General features: G+C 60.4%; 22 protein-coding genes. 10 read left to right on the top strand and 12 right to left on the bottom strand.

Features of this window, described 5'->3' with window-relative positions:
- Nucleotides 1–59: 59 nt before the first annotated feature.
- The 3 genes from QD461_RS25920 to QD461_RS25930 form a co-directional block, all read right to left on the bottom strand.
- Nucleotides 60–668, bottom strand: coding sequence for a TetR family transcriptional regulator (locus QD461_RS25920; protein ID WP_184711394.1), 609 nt, complete (start codon nucleotides 666–668; stop codon nucleotides 60–62).
- A 229-nt stretch (nucleotides 669–897) separates the two neighbouring features.
- Nucleotides 898–1377 carry a hypothetical protein gene (locus QD461_RS25925; protein ID WP_414090212.1) on the bottom strand — a complete coding sequence of 160 codons (480 nt, stop codon included), beginning with the start codon at nucleotides 1375–1377 and terminating at the stop codon, nucleotides 898–900.
- Between the two features lie 114 nt (nucleotides 1378–1491).
- Nucleotides 1492–1923 carry an OsmC family protein gene (locus QD461_RS25930; protein WP_414090213.1) on the bottom strand — a complete coding sequence of 144 codons (432 nt, stop codon included), beginning with the start codon at nucleotides 1921–1923 and terminating at the stop codon, nucleotides 1492–1494.
- 334 nt (nucleotides 1924–2257) lie between these two features.
- Between QD461_RS25930 and QD461_RS25935 the strand changes: the two genes are divergently transcribed.
- Nucleotides 2258–3052 carry a FadR/GntR family transcriptional regulator gene (locus QD461_RS25935; protein ID WP_414090214.1) on the top strand — a complete coding sequence of 265 codons (795 nt, stop codon included), beginning with the start codon at nucleotides 2258–2260 and terminating at the stop codon, nucleotides 3050–3052.
- Nucleotides 3053–3083: 31 nt separating this feature from the next.
- Complete coding sequence (gene dgoD, locus QD461_RS25940; RefSeq protein WP_414090215.1) at nucleotides 3084–4232, top strand: galactonate dehydratase; 1149 nt, start codon at nucleotides 3084–3086, stop codon at nucleotides 4230–4232.
- A gap of 399 nt (nucleotides 4233–4631) precedes the next feature.
- Here dgoD and QD461_RS25945 read toward each other — a convergent pair whose 3' ends face one another.
- The 6 genes from QD461_RS25945 to QD461_RS25970 form a co-directional block, all read right to left on the bottom strand.
- Nucleotides 4632–5348, bottom strand: coding sequence for a Bax inhibitor-1/YccA family protein (locus tag QD461_RS25945; RefSeq protein WP_414090216.1), 717 nt, complete (start codon nucleotides 5346–5348; stop codon nucleotides 4632–4634).
- Nucleotides 5349–5370: 22 nt separating this feature from the next.
- On the bottom strand, nucleotides 5371–6141 hold the full coding sequence (locus QD461_RS25950; RefSeq protein ID WP_414090217.1) for an anti-sigma factor family protein: 771 nt from the start codon (nucleotides 6139–6141) through the stop codon (nucleotides 5371–5373).
- Nucleotides 6128–6667, bottom strand: coding sequence for a sigma-70 family RNA polymerase sigma factor (locus QD461_RS25955; protein ID WP_414090218.1), 540 nt, complete (start codon nucleotides 6665–6667; stop codon nucleotides 6128–6130). The genes QD461_RS25950 and QD461_RS25955 overlap by 14 nt, the downstream gene beginning before the upstream one ends.
- Before the next feature lie 65 nt (nucleotides 6668–6732).
- The gene (locus tag QD461_RS25960; RefSeq protein WP_414090219.1) at nucleotides 6733–7656 is read right to left on the bottom strand and encodes a bestrophin family protein; all 924 of its coding nucleotides are present in this window, start codon (nucleotides 7654–7656) and stop codon (nucleotides 6733–6735) included.
- Nucleotides 7657–7787: 131 nt separating this feature from the next.
- Nucleotides 7788–8540, bottom strand: a complete 753-nt coding sequence (gene msrA / locus QD461_RS25965; protein ID WP_414090220.1) for a peptide-methionine (S)-S-oxide reductase MsrA — start codon at nucleotides 8538–8540, stop codon at nucleotides 7788–7790.
- Between the two features lie 119 nt (nucleotides 8541–8659).
- Nucleotides 8660–8869: a SlyX family protein gene (locus QD461_RS25970; protein WP_414090221.1), complete on the bottom strand. Its 210-nt coding sequence runs from the start codon at nucleotides 8867–8869 to the stop codon at nucleotides 8660–8662.
- A 235-nt stretch (nucleotides 8870–9104) separates the two neighbouring features.
- Between QD461_RS25970 and QD461_RS25975 the strand changes: the two genes are divergently transcribed.
- From QD461_RS25975 to QD461_RS25995, 5 genes are all read left to right on the top strand, one after another.
- Entirely contained in the window at nucleotides 9105–9941 is an 837-nt protein-coding gene (locus tag QD461_RS25975) for a metallophosphoesterase family protein (RefSeq protein ID WP_414090222.1), read from the top strand.
- Nucleotides 9938–11101: an ABC transporter ATP-binding protein gene (locus QD461_RS25980; protein ID WP_414090223.1), complete on the top strand. Its 1164-nt coding sequence runs from the start codon at nucleotides 9938–9940 to the stop codon at nucleotides 11099–11101. Before QD461_RS25975 ends, QD461_RS25980 begins: the two co-directional genes overlap by 4 nt.
- A complete protein-coding gene (locus tag QD461_RS25985) occupies nucleotides 11094–12017 on the top strand; it encodes a carbohydrate ABC transporter permease (RefSeq protein WP_414090224.1) in 924 nt (307 codons plus the stop codon). Before QD461_RS25980 ends, QD461_RS25985 begins: the two co-directional genes overlap by 8 nt.
- A complete protein-coding gene (locus QD461_RS25990) occupies nucleotides 12014–12850 on the top strand; it encodes a carbohydrate ABC transporter permease (protein WP_414090225.1) in 837 nt (278 codons plus the stop codon). The genes QD461_RS25985 and QD461_RS25990 overlap by 4 nt, the downstream gene beginning before the upstream one ends.
- 138 nt (nucleotides 12851–12988) lie before the next feature.
- Nucleotides 12989–14254 carry an ABC transporter substrate-binding protein gene (locus QD461_RS25995; protein ID WP_184711366.1) on the top strand — a complete coding sequence of 422 codons (1266 nt, stop codon included), beginning with the start codon at nucleotides 12989–12991 and terminating at the stop codon, nucleotides 14252–14254.
- 142 nt (nucleotides 14255–14396) lie between these two features.
- Here the strand turns inward: QD461_RS25995 and QD461_RS26000 are convergent, their stop codons facing one another.
- Nucleotides 14397–15374 carry a substrate-binding domain-containing protein gene (locus QD461_RS26000; protein ID WP_414090240.1) on the bottom strand — a complete coding sequence of 326 codons (978 nt, stop codon included), beginning with the start codon at nucleotides 15372–15374 and terminating at the stop codon, nucleotides 14397–14399.
- A 248-nt stretch (nucleotides 15375–15622) separates the two neighbouring features.
- Between QD461_RS26000 and QD461_RS26005 the strand changes: the two genes are divergently transcribed.
- On the top strand, nucleotides 15623–16543 hold the full coding sequence (locus QD461_RS26005; RefSeq protein WP_414090226.1) for a YncE family protein: 921 nt from the start codon (nucleotides 15623–15625) through the stop codon (nucleotides 16541–16543).
- Between the two features lie 190 nt (nucleotides 16544–16733).
- Here QD461_RS26005 and QD461_RS26010 read toward each other — a convergent pair whose 3' ends face one another.
- On the bottom strand, nucleotides 16734–18320 hold the full coding sequence (locus QD461_RS26010; protein WP_414090227.1) for an aldehyde dehydrogenase (NADP(+)): 1587 nt from the start codon (nucleotides 18318–18320) through the stop codon (nucleotides 16734–16736).
- A gap of 248 nt (nucleotides 18321–18568) precedes the next feature.
- On the opposite strand from QD461_RS26010, the gene QD461_RS26015 reads away from it, so the two are divergent.
- Nucleotides 18569–20083 (top strand): mechanosensitive ion channel family protein, encoded by a 1515-nt coding sequence (locus tag QD461_RS26015; protein ID WP_414090228.1) that lies wholly within the window; start codon nucleotides 18569–18571, stop codon nucleotides 20081–20083.
- On the opposite strand, the gene QD461_RS26020 is transcribed toward QD461_RS26015, so the two are convergent.
- Nucleotides 20033–20311: a hypothetical protein gene (locus QD461_RS26020; RefSeq protein WP_414090242.1), complete on the bottom strand. Its 279-nt coding sequence runs from the start codon at nucleotides 20309–20311 to the stop codon at nucleotides 20033–20035. The two genes, QD461_RS26015 and QD461_RS26020, sit on opposite strands and share 51 nt — an antisense overlap.
- On the opposite strand from QD461_RS26020, the gene QD461_RS26025 reads away from it, so the two are divergent.
- Nucleotides 20295–21185, top strand: a complete 891-nt coding sequence (locus tag QD461_RS26025; RefSeq protein WP_414090229.1) for an amino acid ABC transporter substrate-binding protein — start codon at nucleotides 20295–20297, stop codon at nucleotides 21183–21185. The two genes, QD461_RS26020 and QD461_RS26025, sit on opposite strands and share 17 nt — an antisense overlap.
- Nucleotides 21186–21326: the final 141 nt, after the last annotated feature.

Raw genomic sequence — 21326 nt, forward strand, 5'->3', positions numbered from 1 at the left:
GTCGCTCTCCTAGTCGAACAAAAGAGTGAAAGCGCGCCGGCCATCCGGTGCGCGCAGTGTTATTTTTTCAAGGCCCTGATGGCGAACTCGATAATATCTTCGGGTCTGGCCTCGTGTGTCTTATTGAGGCACTGTGCCACCATCTGCGGGTGACAGAGATTGACGGTCGCTGCGCCGTAGCACATGGCTGCGATATGCGGATCCTGCTCGACGAACTCGCCGGCGGCGATCCCCTCGGCGATGATCTCGCCAGTCAGCTCCTGGATGCGTTCGATGAATTTTTCGATGACGTGCCATTCGCGTTCGATGGCGACAACGACCATCTCATGCACCTTCTGCTCATCGAGCATGTTCTCCACGGTTATTCTGTATTGACCCATCGTATAGGCCCGCAGCCGGTCGGCCGCGCTGATCGGCTGTTTGCGGATCGCAAGCGCCATCTGGTAGCTCTGCTCAAGCATCCGCCCGCAAATGGCCTGATGGATCTCCGTTTTCGAACCGAAGAAACGATAGATATTCGCCGTCGACATGCCGAGGTCGCGGGCAATGTCGGCCACGTTGGTCTTGCTATAACCGTAGTGGCGAAAGAGTTTTTCAGCCGCATCGAGAATGCGCGCGATGTTTTCCTGGCGCGCAGGGTCGGCGCTGACATCGGGAAGATCGAGCATGAACAGAACCTGATGGTTTACGAGTGACGATTTTCAATTTTCGTCACTCGTAAACCATCAAGGCGCCGATGTCAACGAAATCGCCTACAACCGCAGGCAGTTTTTGAATGCTAATGAATATGCCGAGAATGCGCCCGACAACCTGAAACAAGGGTTAAGTGATCGCAAACGCTCCGCGCAATCGCGCGGAAGCGTCCCAAATTCTGTTGTGCGAGCGGCAGGCGCCGGATCAGATACCCATAAGTCTCGGGCGGAAGCGACGAATGCTGAGATAACCCACGAGCAGGCAGGCCACCAGCAGCGCCAGCTGCGCCGCAACGATCGGCGGTTCGTTACCGTTGGGCGCCAGCGCATTGAGTGCCGGTATCTTCTGAAACGACTGTATGATCAGCACCAGACAGTTGAAGAAGAGCAGCACCAAGGCACCCACCACGAAGACAGGCCGCCAGATGCCGGCCAGATGAAACCTGTAGCGCGCCAGCGCGGTCGGTATGAAAATGAGAACACAGAGACTGCCGACAATGATCGCGGGCGTGACACCGTGAAACAGAAACAGAAAACCGGTCAAGCTGGTGAGAATGGTCGTGACCATATAGAGCATCGTCGACCGGTCGTGACGGTTGGCGGTAAGAAAGCCCTGCGCGACGACGATGCCGCTCACGATGGCAATCAAGCTTATGACGACGTGAATTAAAAGAATTCCTGACATTCGCCCCTCCCCTGGGCACCGCATTCCAATGAATGACAGCCCAATGCCCGAATGCGGAATATATACGAAACGCGCCGCGCCAACCAGCGCGGCGCAAAAGCCGAAACAGCCCTGTCAGACAGAGTGAACTTCCAGCGAGATGGGAACGGAAGCGAGAGCCTTCGAGACCGGGCAACCAGCCTTAGCCTTGTTGGCGAGTTCGGTAAACGTGGCTTCGTCGGCGCCGGGGATCCGGCCCTTCAAGGCCAGATGGACTGCGGTGATGGCAAAGCCACCCTCGACACTTTCAAGCGTCACCTTAGCAGTCGTTTCCATGCTCTCGGCGGTGAAACCAGCCTCATTGAGGATCAGCGACAGAGCCATGGTGAAGCAGCCGGCATGCGCAGCCCCGATCAGCTCTTCCGGATTGGTGCCGGGGACGCCTTCGAAGCGGCTGGCAAAACCATAAGGGTAGTTGTTGAGCGCACCGCTCTGGGTCGAGATCTGGCCTTTGCCATCCTTCAAACCGCCGGACCATTGAGCCGAACCTGTACGATTGATCTGCATGTCGTCCTCCTTGTCGTTGAGCTGAGCTTTGGAAGCAGAATCCTCGCCTCCCGCGATGATCCGGCGGCGACAATTACGCACGCCGCGCGGACATCCTAATCCTTCTATCCGTCGAAGACGACGCAGCCATAACAGGAACGTCGCCGACTTCGACAAAGCGCAAGACAGCGAATTGTTCCTGTCCGCGATAGGTTGATGCCACTTAATCATCATACAATATCGTTGCTAATGTATGATGATTGGAGTATCTTGGCTTCGATAGGAAATGCGCTTGGGTATCGGCTCCGACATCGCAGGATATGTCCCGCGCGCACATTGATCCGGAGGAGATAGGGTGGATTCGATTGAAGGACAGGGGCGTGCCTCCGCGGCTGAGCCGGCGCGCCGACCACGCGTCCGCAAGAGCGTGACAGCCTCGATCGCCGAAGACATCTGCTCGGAACGCTATCCCTCGGGTTCGCTTCTGCCGCGGGAGAACGATCTCTGCGCGATGTATGGCGTCAGCCGCACGGTGATCCGCGAATCCCTTAAAGTATTGGAATCCAAAGGCCTCGTTCGTGGCAAGCCGCGCATCGGCACCTCCGTCTGCGAAAAGGACGACTGGAACATCCTCGATCAGAACGTGCTCGAATGGATGGGACCTTATATCGCGGCGTTCGATATTCTCGGCTCCATTCTGGAGGCGCGCCGCACCATCGAGCCTGCTGCTGCCGAATATGCAGCGGAGCGGGCCACTGCCCAGGAAATTGCCGATCTCGACAATGCCTGGCGGCAGATGCGCGATAGCAGCCACGACCCCGAAAGCTTCACCGAAGCCGACGTGACTTTCCATAAAGTCTTGTTGAGCGCCAGCCACAATCAGGTGTTCCGCCGCCTGTCGAGCGCCATGCATGCCGGCCTCAGATATGCGCTACACGCCTCGAACGTCGCCGCCTACAGCCGCGACGAGGCGATCGTCGTGCACGGCCAGTTGGTGGAGGCGCTGCGCCTGCGCGACCGCGCCGCCGCCCGTGACTGTGCCAATCGCATGCTCGATCTCGCCGCCCGTGACCTTGCCGCCGAACGAGGGCCGGAAGGCGGGCGAAAAACAAATTTCGAACCTCCGACCTCCGCGGCGCCGCGCCGCTGATACAATCCGAAGCCGAAGTGGAAGCAATCCCATGAAGATCACGAAACTGACGTCCTATATAGTGCCGCCACGGTGGCTGTTCCTGAAGATCGAGACGGATGAAGGCATCGTCGGCTGGGGCGAGCCTGTGGTGGAAGGCCGTGCGCTGACCGTGCAGGCGGCCGTCCACGAGCTCGAGGACTACCTGATCGGCAAGGATCCTTTCCTGATCGAGGATCACTGGAACGTCATGTATCGCGCCGGCTTCTATCGCGGCGGCGCAGTACACATGTCGGCGCTTGCCGGCATCGACCAGGCGCTCTGGGACATCAAGGGCAAGGCACTCGGCCAGCCGGTTCATTCGCTGCTCGGCGGCCAGGTGCGCGACAAGATCAAGGTTTACTCCTGGATCGGCGGCGACCGTCCTTCCGACGTCGCCAACAATGCCAAGGAAGTCGTTGCTCGCGGCTTCAAGGCGATCAAGCTCAACGGCTGCGAGGAAATGCAGATCGTCGACACCTATGACAAGGTGGAAAAAGCAGTCGAGACCATCGCCACCATCCGCGAGGCGATCGGCCCCTATGTCGGCATCGGCGTCGATTTCCATGGTCGCGTCCATCGGCCGATGGCCAAGGTTCTCGCCAAGGAGCTCGAGCCCTACAAGCTGCTCTTCATCGAGGAGCCGGTGCTGTCGGAAAACCGCGAGGCGCTGAAGGAAATCGCAAATCATTGCTCGACGCCGATCGCGCTTGGCGAGCGCCTCTATTCGCGCTGGGATTTCAAGTCGGTCCTCTCGGATGGCTATGTCGACATTCTCCAGCCTGATCTTTCCCATGCCGGCGGCATCACCGAGTGCCGCAAGATCGCGGCCATGGCCGAAGCCTATGACGTGGCGCTGGCCCCGCATTGCCCACTCGGCCCGATTGCGCTTGCCGCCTGCCTGCAGGTCGATGCGGTCAGCTATAACGCCTTCATTCAGGAGCAGAGCCTCGGCATCCACTACAACAAGGGCAACGACATCCTCGACTACATCTCCAACAAGGAGGTGTTCCACTATGCCGACGGCTTCGTCTCGATCCCGCAGGGTCCGGGCCTCGGCATCGAAGTCGATGAGGCCTATGTCATTGAGCGCGCTAAGGAAGGCCATCGCTGGCGCAACCCGGTCTGGCGTCACGAGGACGGCAGCGTCGCCGAGTGGTAGAATGATGGCCCTTTCCTGACGGACGAAGGGCCAGACATCCCAAAATGATTGAAGGCCCGGTTGCTGCAGATCCGCGCTACCGGGCCTTTTCTTTGACCAGTGCTCTTCTTAAGTTCGGCACCTTTCCCCTTTGCCGCTCGGCGGCGAAGATGGCTGCGAAACCGACCTCCTTCATCAGGCTGGCCTCGCCGCGCTTCAACGGTGCGGCGAAACTCCCGATGTTGGCGTTGAACCGATTTCCTGTTCATCAAAAAAATAGCGCCTGCAGTATCGGCGCAGATACTGCAGGCGCGTCATGCGTCTCAACAAGCCCCCAGGGAGACGCATTCCCAGAACATGATCACCAAAGGCGTGGAGTGCCCTTTAGCTGAGATCATGCTCAAGCAGGCAATTTCAGACTTACTCCCGTTCGCCGGTGAGGTTCAGCAGCAGCTGGAAGATGTTGACGAAGTTCAGGTAGAGCGACAGGGCACCGAAGACGGCAAGCTTCTGCTGCGATTCCTGATCGTGGTTCTCGGCATACTGTTCCTTGATGTTCTGCGTATCCCATGCGGTCAGACCGACGAAGACGACGATACCGATGACCGAGATAGCGAACTGCAGAGCGCTCGAACCCAGGAAAATATTGACGATGCTGGCGATGACCACGCCGAACAGACCCATCATCAGGAACGAACCGATGTTGGAAAGGTCACGCTTCGTCGTGTAGCCGTAGAGGCTGGTCGCGCCGAACATGGTCGCGGCGATGAAGAAGGTGCGCGCAATGCTCGTGCCGGTGAAGACGAGGAAGACCGAGGCCAGCGACAAGCCCATGACCGCACAGAACACCCAGAACATCGTCTGCGCCGTGCTTGCCGACATGGACTGAATACGGAACGAGAAGAAGAACACGAAGGCGAGTGGCGCCAGCATGACGACCCATTTCAGCGGCGTCTGGAAGATCGGCACGTAGAGCGCCGGCGTCGTACCGACGATCAGCGCGACGATACCCGTCACGACTAGGCCGATGGCCATGTAGTTGTACACCCGCAGCATGTGCTGGCGCAGACCTTCGTCGAAGAGCGCCTGCGAGCCTGCGCCGGCTCCGTAGCCGTATCGCGGATTGGTCGGATTCATGGTCGTTCTCCTTCAATTCAAACTAATAGAGGCTTCGGGCAAGCTTCTTGGCATCGCCATCGAGCTGCCCCGCCTTGCCGTTGCCGATCAATGCATAGGCGACTTCACCGATCTGCCAGTAGGCAGCCTGGACGTCGTCACGCTTGACGTGGCTGACGTCCTGGACGGCGAAATTGCCCGGACGGACGGCGAAAAGTGACAAATGCCCATCCTCGCCGGCATCGACCATCATTTCGACGCTCGGACCGAACTCGGACGGATAAATCTGCGCGTCGGTAACGCGCCAGTCGCCCGGCAGATCCGGCAGGACGATCGCTGTCGATGCACGAATTTCTTCCGGATTGTAATTCTCGGCCGCCGTTTGCGGCTTGATCTCTTCCCGCACCGCGGTCGTCTTGTAAGCGCGGACCGCATCGTCGACGAAAGCCGGGGCTGGCACGGAGGCATTGACTGTGCTGGCAGTAAATGCGCCGAAGGACGTATGCGCAATCCAACCGGTCGTCACCAGCATGGCAACGGCGGCAACCCGCTGGAACGAGCCGAACATGCGCCCGTAGACCAGCCCGCGCTCCAGCCGCCGTGCGGCTTCGCGCGTTTCTGCCTTGAGCACCGGGCTTTCGCCGGCCAGCGCCATGCGCAGCTCGCCGCGAATACTCATATCCGCCATCACCTTGGCGGCGATCTCCGGATGCTCCGAAAGATAGGATTCCACCTCGACACGGCGGGCGACCGACAGCTCGCCATCGACATAGGCGTCGAGATCGGTATCGATGATCGGATCAACGTTTTTCATTGCCGCCTCCCTCGATAAGCCGCAGATGTGAAACCTTGGAGCTAGCCTCCTCGAAATTGCGCAGGCTGGCGCGAGCCCGCGCAATGCGGGACATCAGTGTACCGACAGGAATGCCAAGGGCAGCTGCCGCCTCCTGATAGGAGAGATCCTCGATCGCCACCAGATGCAGCGCCTCGCGCTGTTCCTCGGGCAGACCGAAGAAAGCTTCGCGGACCTGACTCAAGCGCACCGTATGATCCTGCGGCGCAGGCAATGCCGGCTCGATCTCGGCCGCCGCCTCCTCGTGACGACGGTTCAGCGACTTCTTCTGGCGGATGCGGTCGATATGCACATTGTGCAGGATCGACAGCAGCCAGGTGCGCAGATTGCCGTCACGCCGGAAAGACGCCTTCCGCTCATAGGCCTTGACCAGCGCGTCATGCACCAGATCCTCGGCATCGTCCGCATTGCGCACGAGCGACCGGGCATAACGTCTCAGCGAACCGAGCTGCCCCAAAACATCGAATGTGCGTCCTTTGCGTTCCATACACCTATATACGGAACCACTCCGGATTCTATTCCATGGCCCGACGAATATTTTTTGTTGATTTTTTACATCAGCACGAAATCCTTCGGCTGCGGCAGCGGCGGCAGATCGGTTTCGCCAAGCGCCTCTCGCAGATTGATCTCAATCGTGTCGGCAAGAGCACCGATGGCGAGCGCGTTGGGACGGCGGCCGAAAGGATCCTCCAGCTCGTCGCCCAAGGCATCGAGACCGAAGAAGGTGTAAGCGATCAGAGCCGTGACGAAGGGCGAGCCCCAGCCGAGCGTATCGACATAGCCGAAGGGTAGCAGGAAGCAGAAGAGATAGGCGGTGCGATGCAGAAGCAGCGTATAGCCGAAGGGCAGCGGCGTATTGCGGAGGCGCTCGCAGGCAGCCTGCGCCGCCCCCATCTGGCCGATGGTGATATCCAGCATCTGATACTGGATATCCGAAATCGCCCCTGCCCCTTTTAGCCGTGCGAGATCGGCGGACATGAGACGTAGAATGAGATCAGGCCCGATGCGGGCTGCCCGGTAGAACTCAGCTTCGCTTGGAGTGAGCAGACGCAACACCTTGCTCTCATCACTGCCAGACCGCAAAAGACAGACCAGCGCCTGCGCGAAGGCCATGGTCAGGCGCAGTAGGTTCTTGCGCGCCTCGATGCCCGGTTCGCCCGCGCTCTCCAGCACCAGTGTCTGGCGCGCGAAACCGCGCGCGAGATAGACGAGCTGCCCCCAATCCTTGCGGCCCTCCCACCAACGGTCGTAGCAAGCATTGTTGCGAAAGCCGAGGAAGATCGAAAGCGCGATGCCGAGCAGCGAAAGCGCCGAACCGTTGAAGGATATAATGAGGTTCGGCCGTTCCTCATGGCCCCAGACGATGAGCATGGACAAAAGGAAGATGGCAATGATCTGCGGCAGAATGCGCCGGATGATCGAACCGCGGAGGATGAAGAAAAGCTGGAAAAGATTCGGCCGGTCGCGGACGATCATGGCGAAGCGCACTCTCGATGAATGTCAGGTCGCGCAGAAATACACCAGACACGCAGCGAGTAACGAGCATTTCTTGCAAGGCGGCCGTGACCGGCGGACATCGCTCGCGGGTCAGCCGATCACTCCGTTGGTCAGTTCGCGCCGGCGCTCGCAGTCACCAGAACCGGGTCGGCCCGGTAGTCGCTGGGAAAGAGATGCTGCAGGTTCTTGATCTTCGGCAGATCGTTGATCACGATATAGGGATAGGTTGGATGCGTCGTCAGGAAATCCTGATGGTAGTTCTCCGCGGCATAAAACTGCCGCGCAGGCTCGATCTTGGTGACGATTTTGGCGTCGAAGACCTTGGCGTGATTGAGCTGCTCGATATAGGCGTGGGCTATATCGGCCTGCGACTGGCTGGTCGGGAAAATGGCGGAACGATATTGCGTACCGGTGTCGGGTCCCTGATAATTCAGCTCGGTCGGATCATGCGCCACAGAGAAGTAGATCTGCAGCAGGTGGCCGTAGCTAACCTTGTGGGGATCGAAGACGATGCGCACGGATTCGGCATGTCCGGTGTCGCCGCCGCTCACCATTTCATAATGGGCCGCATTCTTGCTGCCACCGGTATAGCCCGATGTCGCGCTAACGACGCCGTTGACGTGCTGGAACACGCCCTGCACGCCCCAGAAGCAACCGCCGGCAAGCACCGCGGTTTCCGTGGCGGCAGATCCTGCCTTCTCATCCATGGTTGGCGCAGGTATGACACGAGCCTCGTCAGCCGAGGCGCGGCCGACAAGTTGCAGCGCAACGCCGGCAAGCAAGATAGCCGCAGCCGTAAGGCCGGCGAAGCGGGTGACACGTCCCGAATAAATGCGGATCAGATCCGTCGATAGAGTCTTCATGATGATATCCTCTCGACCGCAATGGCAATGCTCCGGTCATAAAGGAATACGGGGAGACAGGCACTTTTGTTACACACCCCCGCGTGTAACACCGAAACGTGAAGAAGCGCAGGCGCTGGTCAGTAGTGCGGCGGCTTGGTGATGGCAGGCGCGTCGAGTGACTGTTCTTCGAGCGTCAGGAAGCGCTCGGTCAGCCGATCGAGCTTCTGGCGCGTCTGCTCGACCACCTTCCATTGCTCCGCAAGTTGGTCGGACAATTCCTCGATCGTCTTCGCCTGATAGGCGACCGTCTCCTCGAGTGTCGTGATGCGGCTCTCTTCGTCTGACATATCCAATCCTCTTCGGCAACGATCTATATCACCCGAACATGGCGCGTACAGGCCTCAATTCATCTCGCGGCGAAGGATGACGCCGTTTGACGGTGATGTGACAAAACTGAAAAACAGCTGAAAACACCCGTTACCTTACTGACATGGGCGCCTTCTAAAGAGAGCACAGAGACGCGTCGGTTTGAAGGCAATCCCTTTGCCGGCGCACCTGTTTTGAAGACTCCGGAGACGCGCCTTGAAGATCATCCAGATCACCGACACGCATTTGAGCCCCAGCAAGCCGCATTTCAACGGCAATTGGGAGCCGCTGGCGAAATGGATCGAGGCGAGCGGCGCCGATCTCGTTATTCATACCGGCGATCTGAGCGTCGACGGCGCCGACAAGGATGAAGACCTCATCTTCTCCATGGATCTGATGCGCCAAATTTCCGTGCCGATGCTGATCGTCCCTGGCAACCACGATGTGGGCCACCTGCCTGGCTCTCATCAGCCGGTAAACCCCGAGCGGCTGGACCGCTGGCGCCGCCTCGTCGGCCCCGACTATTGGGCAAAGGATGTCGACAGCTGGCGACTGATCGGCCTCAACAGCCTGCTGATGGGCTTCGACGATGCCGAAGAGCAGAAGCAGTTCGACTGGTTGCAGGAGATACTCGAAAACCGTGGCGAACGACGCGTCGCCATCTTTGCCCACAAGCCGCTCTTCGTCGATGCGCCGGATGAAGGCGATACCGGTTACTGGAGCGTGCGCCCGTCGCAGCGCCGCCGTCTCTACGATCTGATATCAGCCCATGACGTCGCCCTCTTCGGCAGCGGCCACCTTCACTGGACCTGGGAAGGCCGCTTCAACGATACGAACCTGGTCTGGGCACCGCCCGGCGCCTTCATCCTCGACAAGATGGAACGCGAAATGCCCGGCGAGCGGCTGATCGGCGCGGCGGTCCACGAGCTTGGCGAGACAGTGTCGACCGAGCTCGTCGCTGTACCCGGCATGACCGCCTACTTCCTCGATGACGTCGTCATGGAAGTCTATCCGCAGGCAGCCCCGAAGGCAAAGAAGGAACCGGCCGAATGAGTGCACTCTCGCTTCGCGGCATCGCCAAATCCTTCGGCGGCAACGCCATCCTCAAGGGCGTCGATCTCGACGTTCAGCCGGGCGAATTCATCGCTCTCGTTGGCCCCTCGGGCTGCGGCAAAAGCACGCTGCTGCGCATCCTCGCCGGCCTCGATCACGCCGATAGCGGCGAAATCATCCTCGGCGGCAGCGACGTATCAGGCGTTGCGGCAGCCGACCGCAATATCGCCATGGTCTTCCAGTCCTACGCGCTCTATCCGCATCTGACGGCTTCGGAAAACATCGCCGTGCCGCTCGCCATGCGCCGCCTGTCGCGTGTCCAGCGCCTGCCGTTCGTCGGCTCGCTGATCCCCGGCCAGCGCGCAGCGCGCACCGGCATCATCCGCGACGTGCGCGAAATGGCGACATCGCTGAAGATCGACCATTTGCTCGACCGCAAGCCGGGGCAGATGTCCGGCGGCCAGCGTCAGCGCGTCGCGCTGGCACGCGCCATGGTGCGCCGTCCCGCCGTTTTCCTCATGGACGAGCCCCTTTCCAATCTCGATGCCAATCTGCGCGTCCACGCCCGCGGCGAGATCGTCGATCTGCATCGCCGCGCCGGTGTGCCGACTGTCTATGTCACACATGACCAGGCCGAAGCGCTATCGATGGCAGATCGCGTCGCCGTCATGATAGGCGGTCAGCTGCTGCAGCTTGCCTCGCCGCAGACGATCTACGACGATCCCGCTCATGTCGAAGTTGCCCGCTTTGTCGGCCAGCCGCGCATCAATCTGCTGCCGGCGCTCGCGGAAAACGGCATCGTCGCCTTCGGCGGCATCCGCCTGGCGCTCGAAGACAGCAGCTTTGCCGGCAACAACGTCACGCTCGGCATCCGCCCAGAATTTGTGAGCCTCGCTCAGAATCGCCAGGATGCACTTGCAGCCCATATCGAGCGCATGGAGTTCCTCGGCTCCGAGGTCATCCTCTATGCCAAACTCGACGCCATCGGCGAAACCATGATCGTCAAGCTCGCACCAGCCGAGGCCGCCGGCCTCTCTGCCGGCATGCCCGTCGCACTCTCGCTTGCAGCCGAGCAGGCCCTGGTTTTTGCCGAAGACGGCCGTCGCCTGCGCGCCGTCCCGACGACCGCTGATGCTCGCAGGGAGAAGGCGCATGGCTAGCATTGCCGCCACGTCCCTGCCAATGCAGACGGCCGCGGCCCGCGAACGAAGCGAAGCTCGTACGGCTCTCCTCTTCGCGCTACCCGCCATCATCCTGATCGTGCTCTTCATCATCGTGCCGATCATCGCCGTCGTCGTACTCGGCTTTACGGATTTTCAGCTCGGCGACAAAAGTCTGCGTTTCGTCGCCTTTGAAAACTATGCGCATCTGCTCAAAGATCGCGCCTTCATCAAATCGCTCTGGAATACGGCGACCTATACCGCCATCGTCGCACCCGTCTCGATCGTACTCGGCCTCGGTGTCGCGCTTTTGATCGAAAGCGAAGGCATCGGCCGCAGCTTCTTCCGCACGGCCTATTTCCTGCCCGTCGCCTCGCTGATCGTCGCTATGGCGACCGTGTGGCAGTATCTCTTCCATCCCACAATCGGTCCGATCAACGCGCTACTCGGCGAGATCGGCGTGCGCGGACCGAACTGGCTCGGCTCGTCGGCGACGGCGCTCTATAGCCTTTCGATCATCGGCGTCTGGCAGTCGGTCGGCTTCAACATGGTGTTGTTTCTCGCCGGCCTGACCGCCATCCCGCGCGAGCTTTACGCCGCAGCTGAAGTGGATGGCGCGAAATCGTCATTCGACCGCTTCTGGCTGGTGACCTGGCCGATGCTCGGGCCAACGACGCTCTTCGTCACCACAATCAGCATCATCAATGCGGTGAAGGTATTCGACACAGTGAAAGCTCTGACCGATGGCGGTCCGAACCATGCCTCGGAAGTCCTGCTCTTCACCATCTACCAGGAAGGCTTCGTCTATCTGCGGGTCGGCTATGCCTCGGCGATGACGACGGTATTTCTCGCCATCCTCGTGGTGCTGACCTTCCTGCAATATCGCGTCCAAGACCGGCAGGTGCATTACACATGACCTCGACAGGCTTCACTCCCGGCCGCATCCTGCGCCTCTCTCTGCTGATCCTCGGCTCGCTCATCTTCCTGGGGCCATACATCTTCATGATCTCGACGGCCGGCAAGGCGCAGGACGATATTTTCACCTCCGCATTGAAGCTGATCCCGACGCATTTCTTCTACGTCGAGAACATCGCCAAGGCGCTGAGCAAGGTTTCGATGGGGACGTTGCTGTTCAACGGCGTCCTCGTCTGTGGGCTGATCTTCTTCTTCCAGGTGCTGATCGCCATTCCCTGCGCCTACGCCATGGCAAAGCTAAAGTTCCCGGCTGCCCGCGTCATGATGGTGCTGATCATGCTCGGCCTGCTGATCCCGATCCATGCGACGGCGCTGCCGCTCTATGTCGGCTTCAACAACCTGTCGCTCCTGAACAGCTACACGGCTCTCGTCGCGCCCTTCTCGATCTCGGTCTTCGCGATCTTCATGTTCCTGCAGTTCTTCCGCGCCATGCCTGACGATCTGATCCATGCCGCTCGTCTCGACGGTATGTCGGAACTCGGCATCGTCGCCCGCGTCATCGTGCCGAATGCATGGCCGGCGGTCACGGCTTTCGCAATCTTCTCGGTCGTCGCGCACTGGAACGACCTTTACTGGCCGCTGATCGTCATCAGCAAGCAGGACTATTTCACGCCACCGCTGGGCCTCATGTATTTCCGCGCGGCCGAGGCCGGCGACGATTACGGCGCGCTCATGGCGGCAACCCTCATCATCACCCTTCCCCTCGTCGCGGCATTCCTTCTCGCACAGAAGCGCTTCGTCGAGGGCATCACAATGACCGGTCTCAAAGGCTGATCGGTTCGCCTAGAGCGGATGATTTCAGGTCGCATCGATCTAAAATCTGAATCCGCTCTAGAACCAAAGAAGTAGAGCATGATGTCGTCCGAAAACCGCATGCACTTTTCGGCATCATGCTCGACAGGAGAACGAGCGATGAAGCATATCACCCAGATTCTCGCCGCCGCGGCCATTTCGATGGTCGTGACGGTCCCGGCCTACGCCGAAACGACCCTGACGGTTCACTACCCCATGCCCGGCTTCTTCAAGAACGTGATGGACACGATCTCGAAGAAGTTCATGGAGGAAAACCCGGATATCAAGATCCAGTTCGCCGCTCCTTCGGCCACCTATGAGGAAGGTATCCAGACCATCCTGCGTCAGGCCGGCACCAGCGAAATGCCCGACGTCACCTTCATCGGCCTCAACCGCCTGCGCATGATGGACGAGCGCAACGTCGCCGTCGACCTCGGGCCCCTCGTCAAGAAAGAGGGCAACATGGCCGAGAAGGGCTTCTCGGATACGATCCTGAAGCTCGCCCAGGTCAAGGGCAAGCAGGTCGGCCTTGCTTTTGCGACTTCGAACCCGATCATGTACTACAACGCCGATCTGGTGAAGGCTGCGGGCGGCAACCCGGACAACCCGCCGAAGACCTGGGATGAAGTCATCGCACTCGCCGGGAAGATCAAGGCGCTCGGCAACGGCGTCGACGGCATGGACTTCCGTTGGCAGGGTGACGACTGGATGTTCTCAGCCCTCCTCTTCGGCGCAGGCGGCAAGATGCTGAGCGACGACGAAAGCAAGGTCGCCTTCAACGGTCCGGAAGGACAGAAGGCCGTCGAGATGATCCAGCGCTTCGTGAAGGAAGGCGGCATGCCGGTCTTCACCAAGGCCGCAGGCGAACAGGCTTTCGCTGCCGGCAAGGTCGGCTTCGAATTCCAGACCACCGGTGCTCTCGTCAACACCATCAAGAATGTCGGCACCAAGTTCGACCTGCGTACCGCCAAGATCCCGCTGATCGACCCGGTCAACGGTCGCCTTCCCACAGGCGGCAATGCCGTCGTCATCCTAACCCATGATCCGGTGAAGGAAGAAGCCGCCTGGAAGTTCGCCAAGTTCGCCGCCGGCCCCTATGGAGCCTCCGTCGTCGTTCCCGGCACCGGCTACGTTCCGAACAACGAGCTAGCTGCCAAGTCGGCCGAATATCTCGGCGATTTCTACAAGAAGAATCCGCTGTTCCAGGCCGGCCTCAGCCAGATGCCGATCATGGCACCGTGGTATGCCTTCCCGGGTGCCAACGGCGTCAAGGTCACGCAGACCATCGTCGACAATCTCTCGCGTATCGTCGACGGCTCGGCCGCACCGAAGGAGGCTCTTGATGATGCCGCCTCCGACGTCGAAGGAATGCTGCCGCGCAGCTGATCCGCTCGATCGGACCTGAGATCGGCGCCGCTTCCCAAGGGAGGCGGCGTTTTCGCGTTTCGACGACAAGTGGGGACGGCCTATCTCGTGGTTTCACGCAATCGCGGACGCAAGACTGCTGCGTGTCCTTGCCGGCATTGCTCTAGATGGCGAGATTGCGCACCGTGCCGCCGGGACGCAGCCGGTAGGGAACGATGAGATGGCGTGGCGGTGCTGCATTTTCCGCCATGTCGAGCAGCAGCGAGGCCGCCGCCGCTCCCATGGTGCCATCCGGAATCTCCACTGTTGTCAGTGAAGCCTCCCCGAGAAAGCCGAGCGAGATACCATCAAAGCCCGCGACCGAAATATCGTGCGGGATCGAAAAACCCTGCCGGCGCAACGCACCCATCACCCCCAGAGCCAGAAGGTCGTTGGAAGCGATGATCGCCGTAGGCCGCAGGCGCGAAATCGCATCCGAAAGATCGAGCTGCTCCAGACTGTTCACAAAAGAGATCTCAAGGGCGCCGAGAGGCTCCTGTCCTGCCGCCTCCATCGCCTTGACATAGCCGACATACCGCAGCTTCGCTCGATCGGATGCGGAAAAGTGGCCGGAGATGAATAGAATGCGGCGATGGCCCTTTTGCAGGAGATGTTCCGTCAGATCCCGGCCCGCACCGAAATTATCCGTCGCAACCGCTGCGCCACAGCGCGCTGTCGGCGGGTTGCCGAGCAGAACGGTCGGCGGCAGGGCGGATGACAAGGCAAGGCTACGCTCGGCGTCGCAGACAGTGAGGATGAGACCGGTCGGCTGCTGCTGCAACAACGAGGCGACGGCATCCGCCTCCTGCGCCGGATCGTAGTTCGATTGCGCGATCAGAACGCTGTGGCCGGCATGAACAGCCCTGTTCTGAATACTGGAAAGCGATGCGGCAAAGACCGGGTTCGTGATGCTGGGAATAAGCACGCCGATTGCAGGCCGACCGCTGCCAGCGCGGCTGCCCGCGCGATAGCCGAGCTCCGCCGCTGCCCGGCGCACGCGCCGCACCATTTCGTCGCTGACGGGGCCATTGCGATTAAGCACGCGGCTCGCGGTTGCGACCGAGCAGCCGGCACGAAAAGCGACCTGCTGAAGCGTCGACACGATATCAAGCACCTCCGGCTTCGGACTTCAGCCTCGATTGAAATAGCCCCTGAAAATGATGGGGATTTATATCAGAGCAATGACAATTATTTGACGGGCTCCACTGGGCTGCGGCGTCTCGCCTCTTGAAATTTGCTGCGGTGCAGCAGATGCTCGCCTGATCGCAGCAGCGAATGAAGCTGTCATCATCAAGTGCCATGATTGCCGCGCTGTGATCCGCAGATCCGCCCTCTCGAAAGGATGCTCTCATGTCAGAAGCAGAAGCACGGACGCCTGCCACCTCCGCCGACAAGATCGAAAGACTGTTCTTCCTCGATATCGAGGATGGACGCATTCTCTCCTCCGCCGTCGACGGCACCGATCTCAAGCTCATCGTCCAGCGTCCGGGCCGCAGCCCGGACGGCATTCTCGTCGACAGCGAAAATGGCTGGATCTACTGGACGGAAATGGGCAATGACTACAATGCCCATGACGGCTCGATCGAACGCATGGACCTCGACGGCGGCAACCATATCACCCTGATCCCGCCCGGCAGCACGCTGGTTACGCCGAAACAGATCCAGCTCGACCGCGACAACGGCAAGCTCTATTGGTGCGACCGCGAGGGCATGCGCGTCATGCGCGCCAATATCGACGGTAGCGACATCGAAACCCTCGTGCAGAATGGCGAGTGCCCCGAAGACAGCGCCGATATCGAACGCTGGTGCGTCGGCATCGCCCTCGACCTGCCGCTCGGCCAGATCTACTGGACCCAGAAGGGACCGCCGGATGCCGGCCTCGGCCGCATCTTCCGTGCCGGCATCAATATCCCCGCTGGCGAAACCGCCACAAACCGCAGCGATATCGAGGTCCTGCTCGACAAGCTACCGGAGCCGATCGATCTCGAGCTGGGTCTTGCCACCCGCACGATCTACTGGACCGATCGCGGCAATCTCCCGCGCGGAAACACCGTCAACCGCGCCGAGATGGACGATATCTCGGCAACGTCGGAAGTCGTTCTCGAAGGCCTGGACGAAGGCATCGGCCTCTCGCTCGATCTGCCCAACAACCGCATGTTCTTCACCGACATCGGCGGCAATCTCTATTCCGCGAGCCTGGACGGCTCTGGCGAGCGCGAACTGCTGCACCATGCCGGCTCATTCACAGGGATTGTTTACGCGGAGGTTTGAGGTTTCCAACCGGCTTCAAGTCGTGGAATTGCCCCTCACCCTAGCCCTCTCCCCGTTCTGACGGGAGAGGGACCCATCTGTACTCTCGTCCAACAGGTAGCTGAATGGAAGGCTGCAGGGGCGGCTACCCCCTTCTCCCCGCGAGCGGGGGAGAAGGGGCCGATAGGCCGGATGACGGGCTTTCCGGCGTTCAATATGCCTTGCGCACACCATCCAGCAGATGCGGCAGCGACTTGACGCCCTCGTTGCGAAGCTCCGAAGGCAGCAAGCCTTCCGGCAGATCCTGATAGGAGACCGGACGCAGGAAACGACGGATGGCGAGCGTGCCGACCGAGGTCGTGCGGCTATCCGAGGTTGCCGGGAAAGGCCCGCCATGCACCATGGCGTGGCTGACTTCAACGCCGGTCGGCCAGCCATTGGCGAGAATGCGCCCGACCTTGCGCTCCAAAACCGGCACCAGCTTGGCGGCCGTGGCATAATCATCCGCGTCGATCTGCAAAGTCGCCGTCAGCTGCCCCTCGAGCTTTTCCGCAACCGCGATCATCTGGTCGATGTCCTTGCAGCGGACCAGAAGGCTGGCGGAGCCGAAAACCTCGTGCCCCAAGCGTTCATCCGCCAGGAACTGCTCCACATCGGTCTCGAAGAAGATGCCGGGGCTACGGTTGACGCCTTCGGCCGGCGCGCCATGAGCGACGGTCTTCACCGCCTCATGATCCGCCAGAGCAGCAACGCCCTTATCGAAGGCAGCGTGAATGCCTGGCGTCAGCATCGGGGCCGGCGCACGGCCGCTCAGGGCATCGCCGGCTGCCTGGACGAAGCGGTCGAGATCGGGGCTCTCGATGGCAAAGAGCAGACCCGGATTGGTGCAGAACTGACCGGCGCCAAGTGTGAGCGAGTCGATGAAACCCATGCCGATCGCCTCGGCGCGCGCGGCAAGCGCGGCCGGGAAGAGGAAGACCGGGTTGACGCTGCTCATCTCGGCATAGACCGGAATCGGCTCCGGACGAGCCGCCGCGATAGCGCCAAGTGCCATGCCACCGCCGCGCGAGCCGGTGAAGCCCACAGCCTTGATTCGAGGATCGCGCACCAGTGCAGCACCGGTCTCGTTGGCGCCGGTCAGCAGCGAGAACGTGCCCTCCGGGATACCACATGCGGCAACGGCAGCGCGGATGGCGCGTCCCACCAGCTCGCCCGTGCCCGGATGGGCAAGATGGCCCTTGACGACGACCGGGCAGCCGGCGGCAAGCGCCGACGCCGTATCACCGCCGGCAACCGAGAAGGCGAGCGGGAAATTGCTCGCGCCGAAAACGGCGACAGGACCGAGCGGGATCTGGCGTAGGCGCAGATCGGCACGCGGCAGCGGTTTGCGCTCCGGCAATGCCGGATCGATACGCAGATCGAGCCACTCACCGGCGCGGACAACCTGCGCAAACAGCCGAAGCTGGCCGACCGTACGGGCACGCTCACCCTGCAGGCGTGCGACCGGCAGGCCGGTTTCCTGCGTCGCCCGCTCGATCAGCGCATCGCCAATGTCCATAATGCTGTCGGCAATCGCTTCCAGGAAAGCCGCGCGCTGCTCCGGGCTGGTGGCGCGATAGGTGTCAAATGCCTGGGCGGCCAGTTCACAGGCCCTTGCCACTTCCGTCTCGCTGGCAATCGCAAAGGCAGGTTCCAGATTGGCGCCGGTTGCCGGATTGATGGCACGCGCGGTTCTGTTGTCGCCGGTCGAATCCGCGCCGATCAGCAAATCGCCGTTAATCACAAAAGACTGTGTCATGGATGTTCCTTGATGATGTCGAAGCACGGAAAGTGCGCTCGCAAATGCAGATAGCAGGATGGGGCGACAGATGTAAGATGATAAACGTCATCTAATTATCAAGGCCAAAACAACGAGATCGCGACGGCAGCGACCTTGGGCGCAGCCTCGCGAAAGACGAAATTGGCCAGTTCGTCCGCATATGGCGTTACGGCCTCTTTCGTGCCAAGTTAGAGCCATCCGAAAGACTGAGTGCGGCCAAGTCCCCCATGACCCTTGCGCTTCTTGGTGATCCGATCGTCCAGTTCTGCATCCTGGTCGTCATCGGCACATTCGTCAGCCGCATCATGCTGCGCCATCAGCGTGCCGGGCGCCTGATTGGCCAGCTCATCTTCTTCGCCTCGCTGACCGTGCTCCTGCTCTATCACGGCATCATCCCCTATGAGCCGAGCCCGCCGGAAAACTCGGTGACGCTGCGCACCTTCACGGGCTTTGCCAAGATCATCTGGTGGATCAACGGCGCCTGGGTGCTGATCGCCTTCGTGCGCCTGTTCCTGATCTTCGAACGCAAACCCCGCGAGGGCCGGCTACTGCAGGATCTGATCGTCGGCATCATTTATCTCGGCGCGATCCTCTCCATCGTCGGCGACGTCTTCAGCGTCCCAATCGGCACGCTGATCGCCACGTCGGGCGTCTTCGCCATCATTCTCGGTCTTGCCCTGCAGAGTACATTGAGCGACGTCTTCTCCGGCATTGCGCTTAATCTCGGCCGGCCCTATTCGGTTGGTGACTGGATCGTCCTCGACAATGATATCCAAGGCCGTGTGGTCGAGACCAACTGGCGCGCGACGCAGTTGCTGAGCGGCACAAACGATCTCGTCGTCATCCCGAACAGCGTTCTTGCCAAGACGCGGCTCACCAACCTCTCCTCGCCCGACGAAAGCCATGGGATTAATGTCACCGTCCGCATCCAGCCGACCACGCAGCCCCGCATCGTTGCGGATCTGATGCAGAACGTCCTGATTAGTTGCAATTCCATCGAGAAGACACCGGAACCGAGTGTGTCAATCAATTCGATCGATGGACAGGCCATCGAACTGCAGCTCTCCTGCCGCGTGCGCGACATATCGCAGGCGACGGTGGCAAAGAACGAGATCTTCGATCTTCTCTACCGCCACTCGAAAGCTGCGGGCTTGAAACTCGCCGGCCCGCCCGGGACGATCACGCTCCCGGCGGAGCACAAGACGGAGCCGTCAGGCGAACAGCAACATGCCCCTAGCACGCCGTGGCGTCTGCTCAGCAACATCCCGCTCTTCTCGTCGCTGACCGAAGACGAGAAGGAGCATCTGGCCTCTCACATGCAGCGTCGCACCTATCGCAAGGATGCGATCATTGCCGAACAGGATGCCAAGCTTCGCGCGCTGACGATCGTCCGCTCTGGTGTCGTCAGCATCACCCGGCGCGAAGGACATCGGCAGATCGAACTGACCAGGCTCGCCCCCGGCGACTACTTTGGCGAGAACGGCCTGCTGATGGGAACAGGTGAGGTCGGCACGGTCCGCGCGCTCACCTTTGTCGTCATCTATGAGATCGGCGAAGACTGTCTTTCGCCGCTCCTGCACGACAGGCCGGCCCTTGCGGAAGAGCTTGGCGCCATCATGGCCAAACGCATCGAGGCTGAGCGCCATCTGTTCGCAAACAGCAATATGTTGGTCAACGGTGCTCCCGCCAGCTCACTGACCTCGCGCATCAAGCATCTCTTTCAACTGCAGCAACACGATTGAAGCAGTTCGCAACAAAGAGTGCATCGATTTCCCATCCGGAATGCGGGAGTAATTCAAAGGCAAAAGCATGCCATGGGAACCAAGGTGGCTTTCACCACCTTTGTGCGACGACGCGAGGGCCTTGGACAATCCATCGTTGACAAAAGTCAACCAGGCCATAATCTGCGCCCAAGCCTTTGAGATCGCCAACAGATTTCCGGAGATCAAAACCATGCTGGCGAACTGCATGAGACGATTGATTATGGCAGGCGTTGCTCTGGGCCTCTCTGCCTATGCAGCTATGGCCGCCCAAACGCTGGATCTTATCGCGCAAAAGAGCGTCATCCGTATCGGCTATATCAATGACGAGGCGCCATTCTCCTTCAAGGACAAGGAAGGCAATCCAACGGGCTATGCCGTTGATCTCTGCGGCAAGATCGCCGATGCCGTCGGCCACAAGGTTCCCGACCTGAAGCGTGATTATGTCGAGACGACCCTGGCGGATGGTTTCAACGCCGTGAAGGACGGCCGGATCGACCTTCTATGCGGTGCTTTGACCATCAATCTTGCCAGACGCCAGAGCGTCGACTTCTCGCAGCCGATCTTCCTCACCGGCGCGAGCGCCCTTCTGCGCAAGGATTCGCCCGACTATCTGATGGTGCTTTTCCTCGACAAGCGTCCGACCCTCGCCTCCAGCAAGCAGGCGCCGGCCAAGAGCACGATCGGCGTGCGCTCCGACACCACCACCGGCGCAACGCTACGCGAAGCCCTTGGCTCCGATGTGCCGAAGACGCGCATTGAGGATTTTGCGACACATCAGGACGGTTTGGCCGCGCTTGAGAGCCGCAAGATTGACGCCTATTTCGCCGATCGCGCCCTGCTCTTCGATCTCGCAGCCCATGCCCGCAATCCGTCGACGCTTGCCATCGGCAATCGCCTCTTTACGCACGAACCCTATGGCATCGTGCTCCGGCAGGATGACTCGGCCTTCCGCCTGCTCGTTGATCAGACACTGACCGATCTCTATCAATCGGACGATTTCACGAAGATGCTGACGACTTACTTCGGCAATGAAGGCCCGATCCTGCGCCGCGAAGTCATGATGCAATCCATCCCACAATAGAGTCACGGGCCTAGGTGGGGAAACATGCCGTCGCCTTTGCGACATGGCGAAGAGGCGCCCATTGCAGTGAAATCGCGGCTTCTCGATCGCAGCGACCCGCCGGTCGTCGTGCAAACATCTTGAATATGTCGTAGACAGGCT

It is taken from the genome of Rhizobium sp. BR 314, from assembly GCF_047445805.1.
GTDB lineage: Bacteria > Pseudomonadota > Alphaproteobacteria > Rhizobiales > Rhizobiaceae > Rhizobium > Rhizobium lusitanum_B.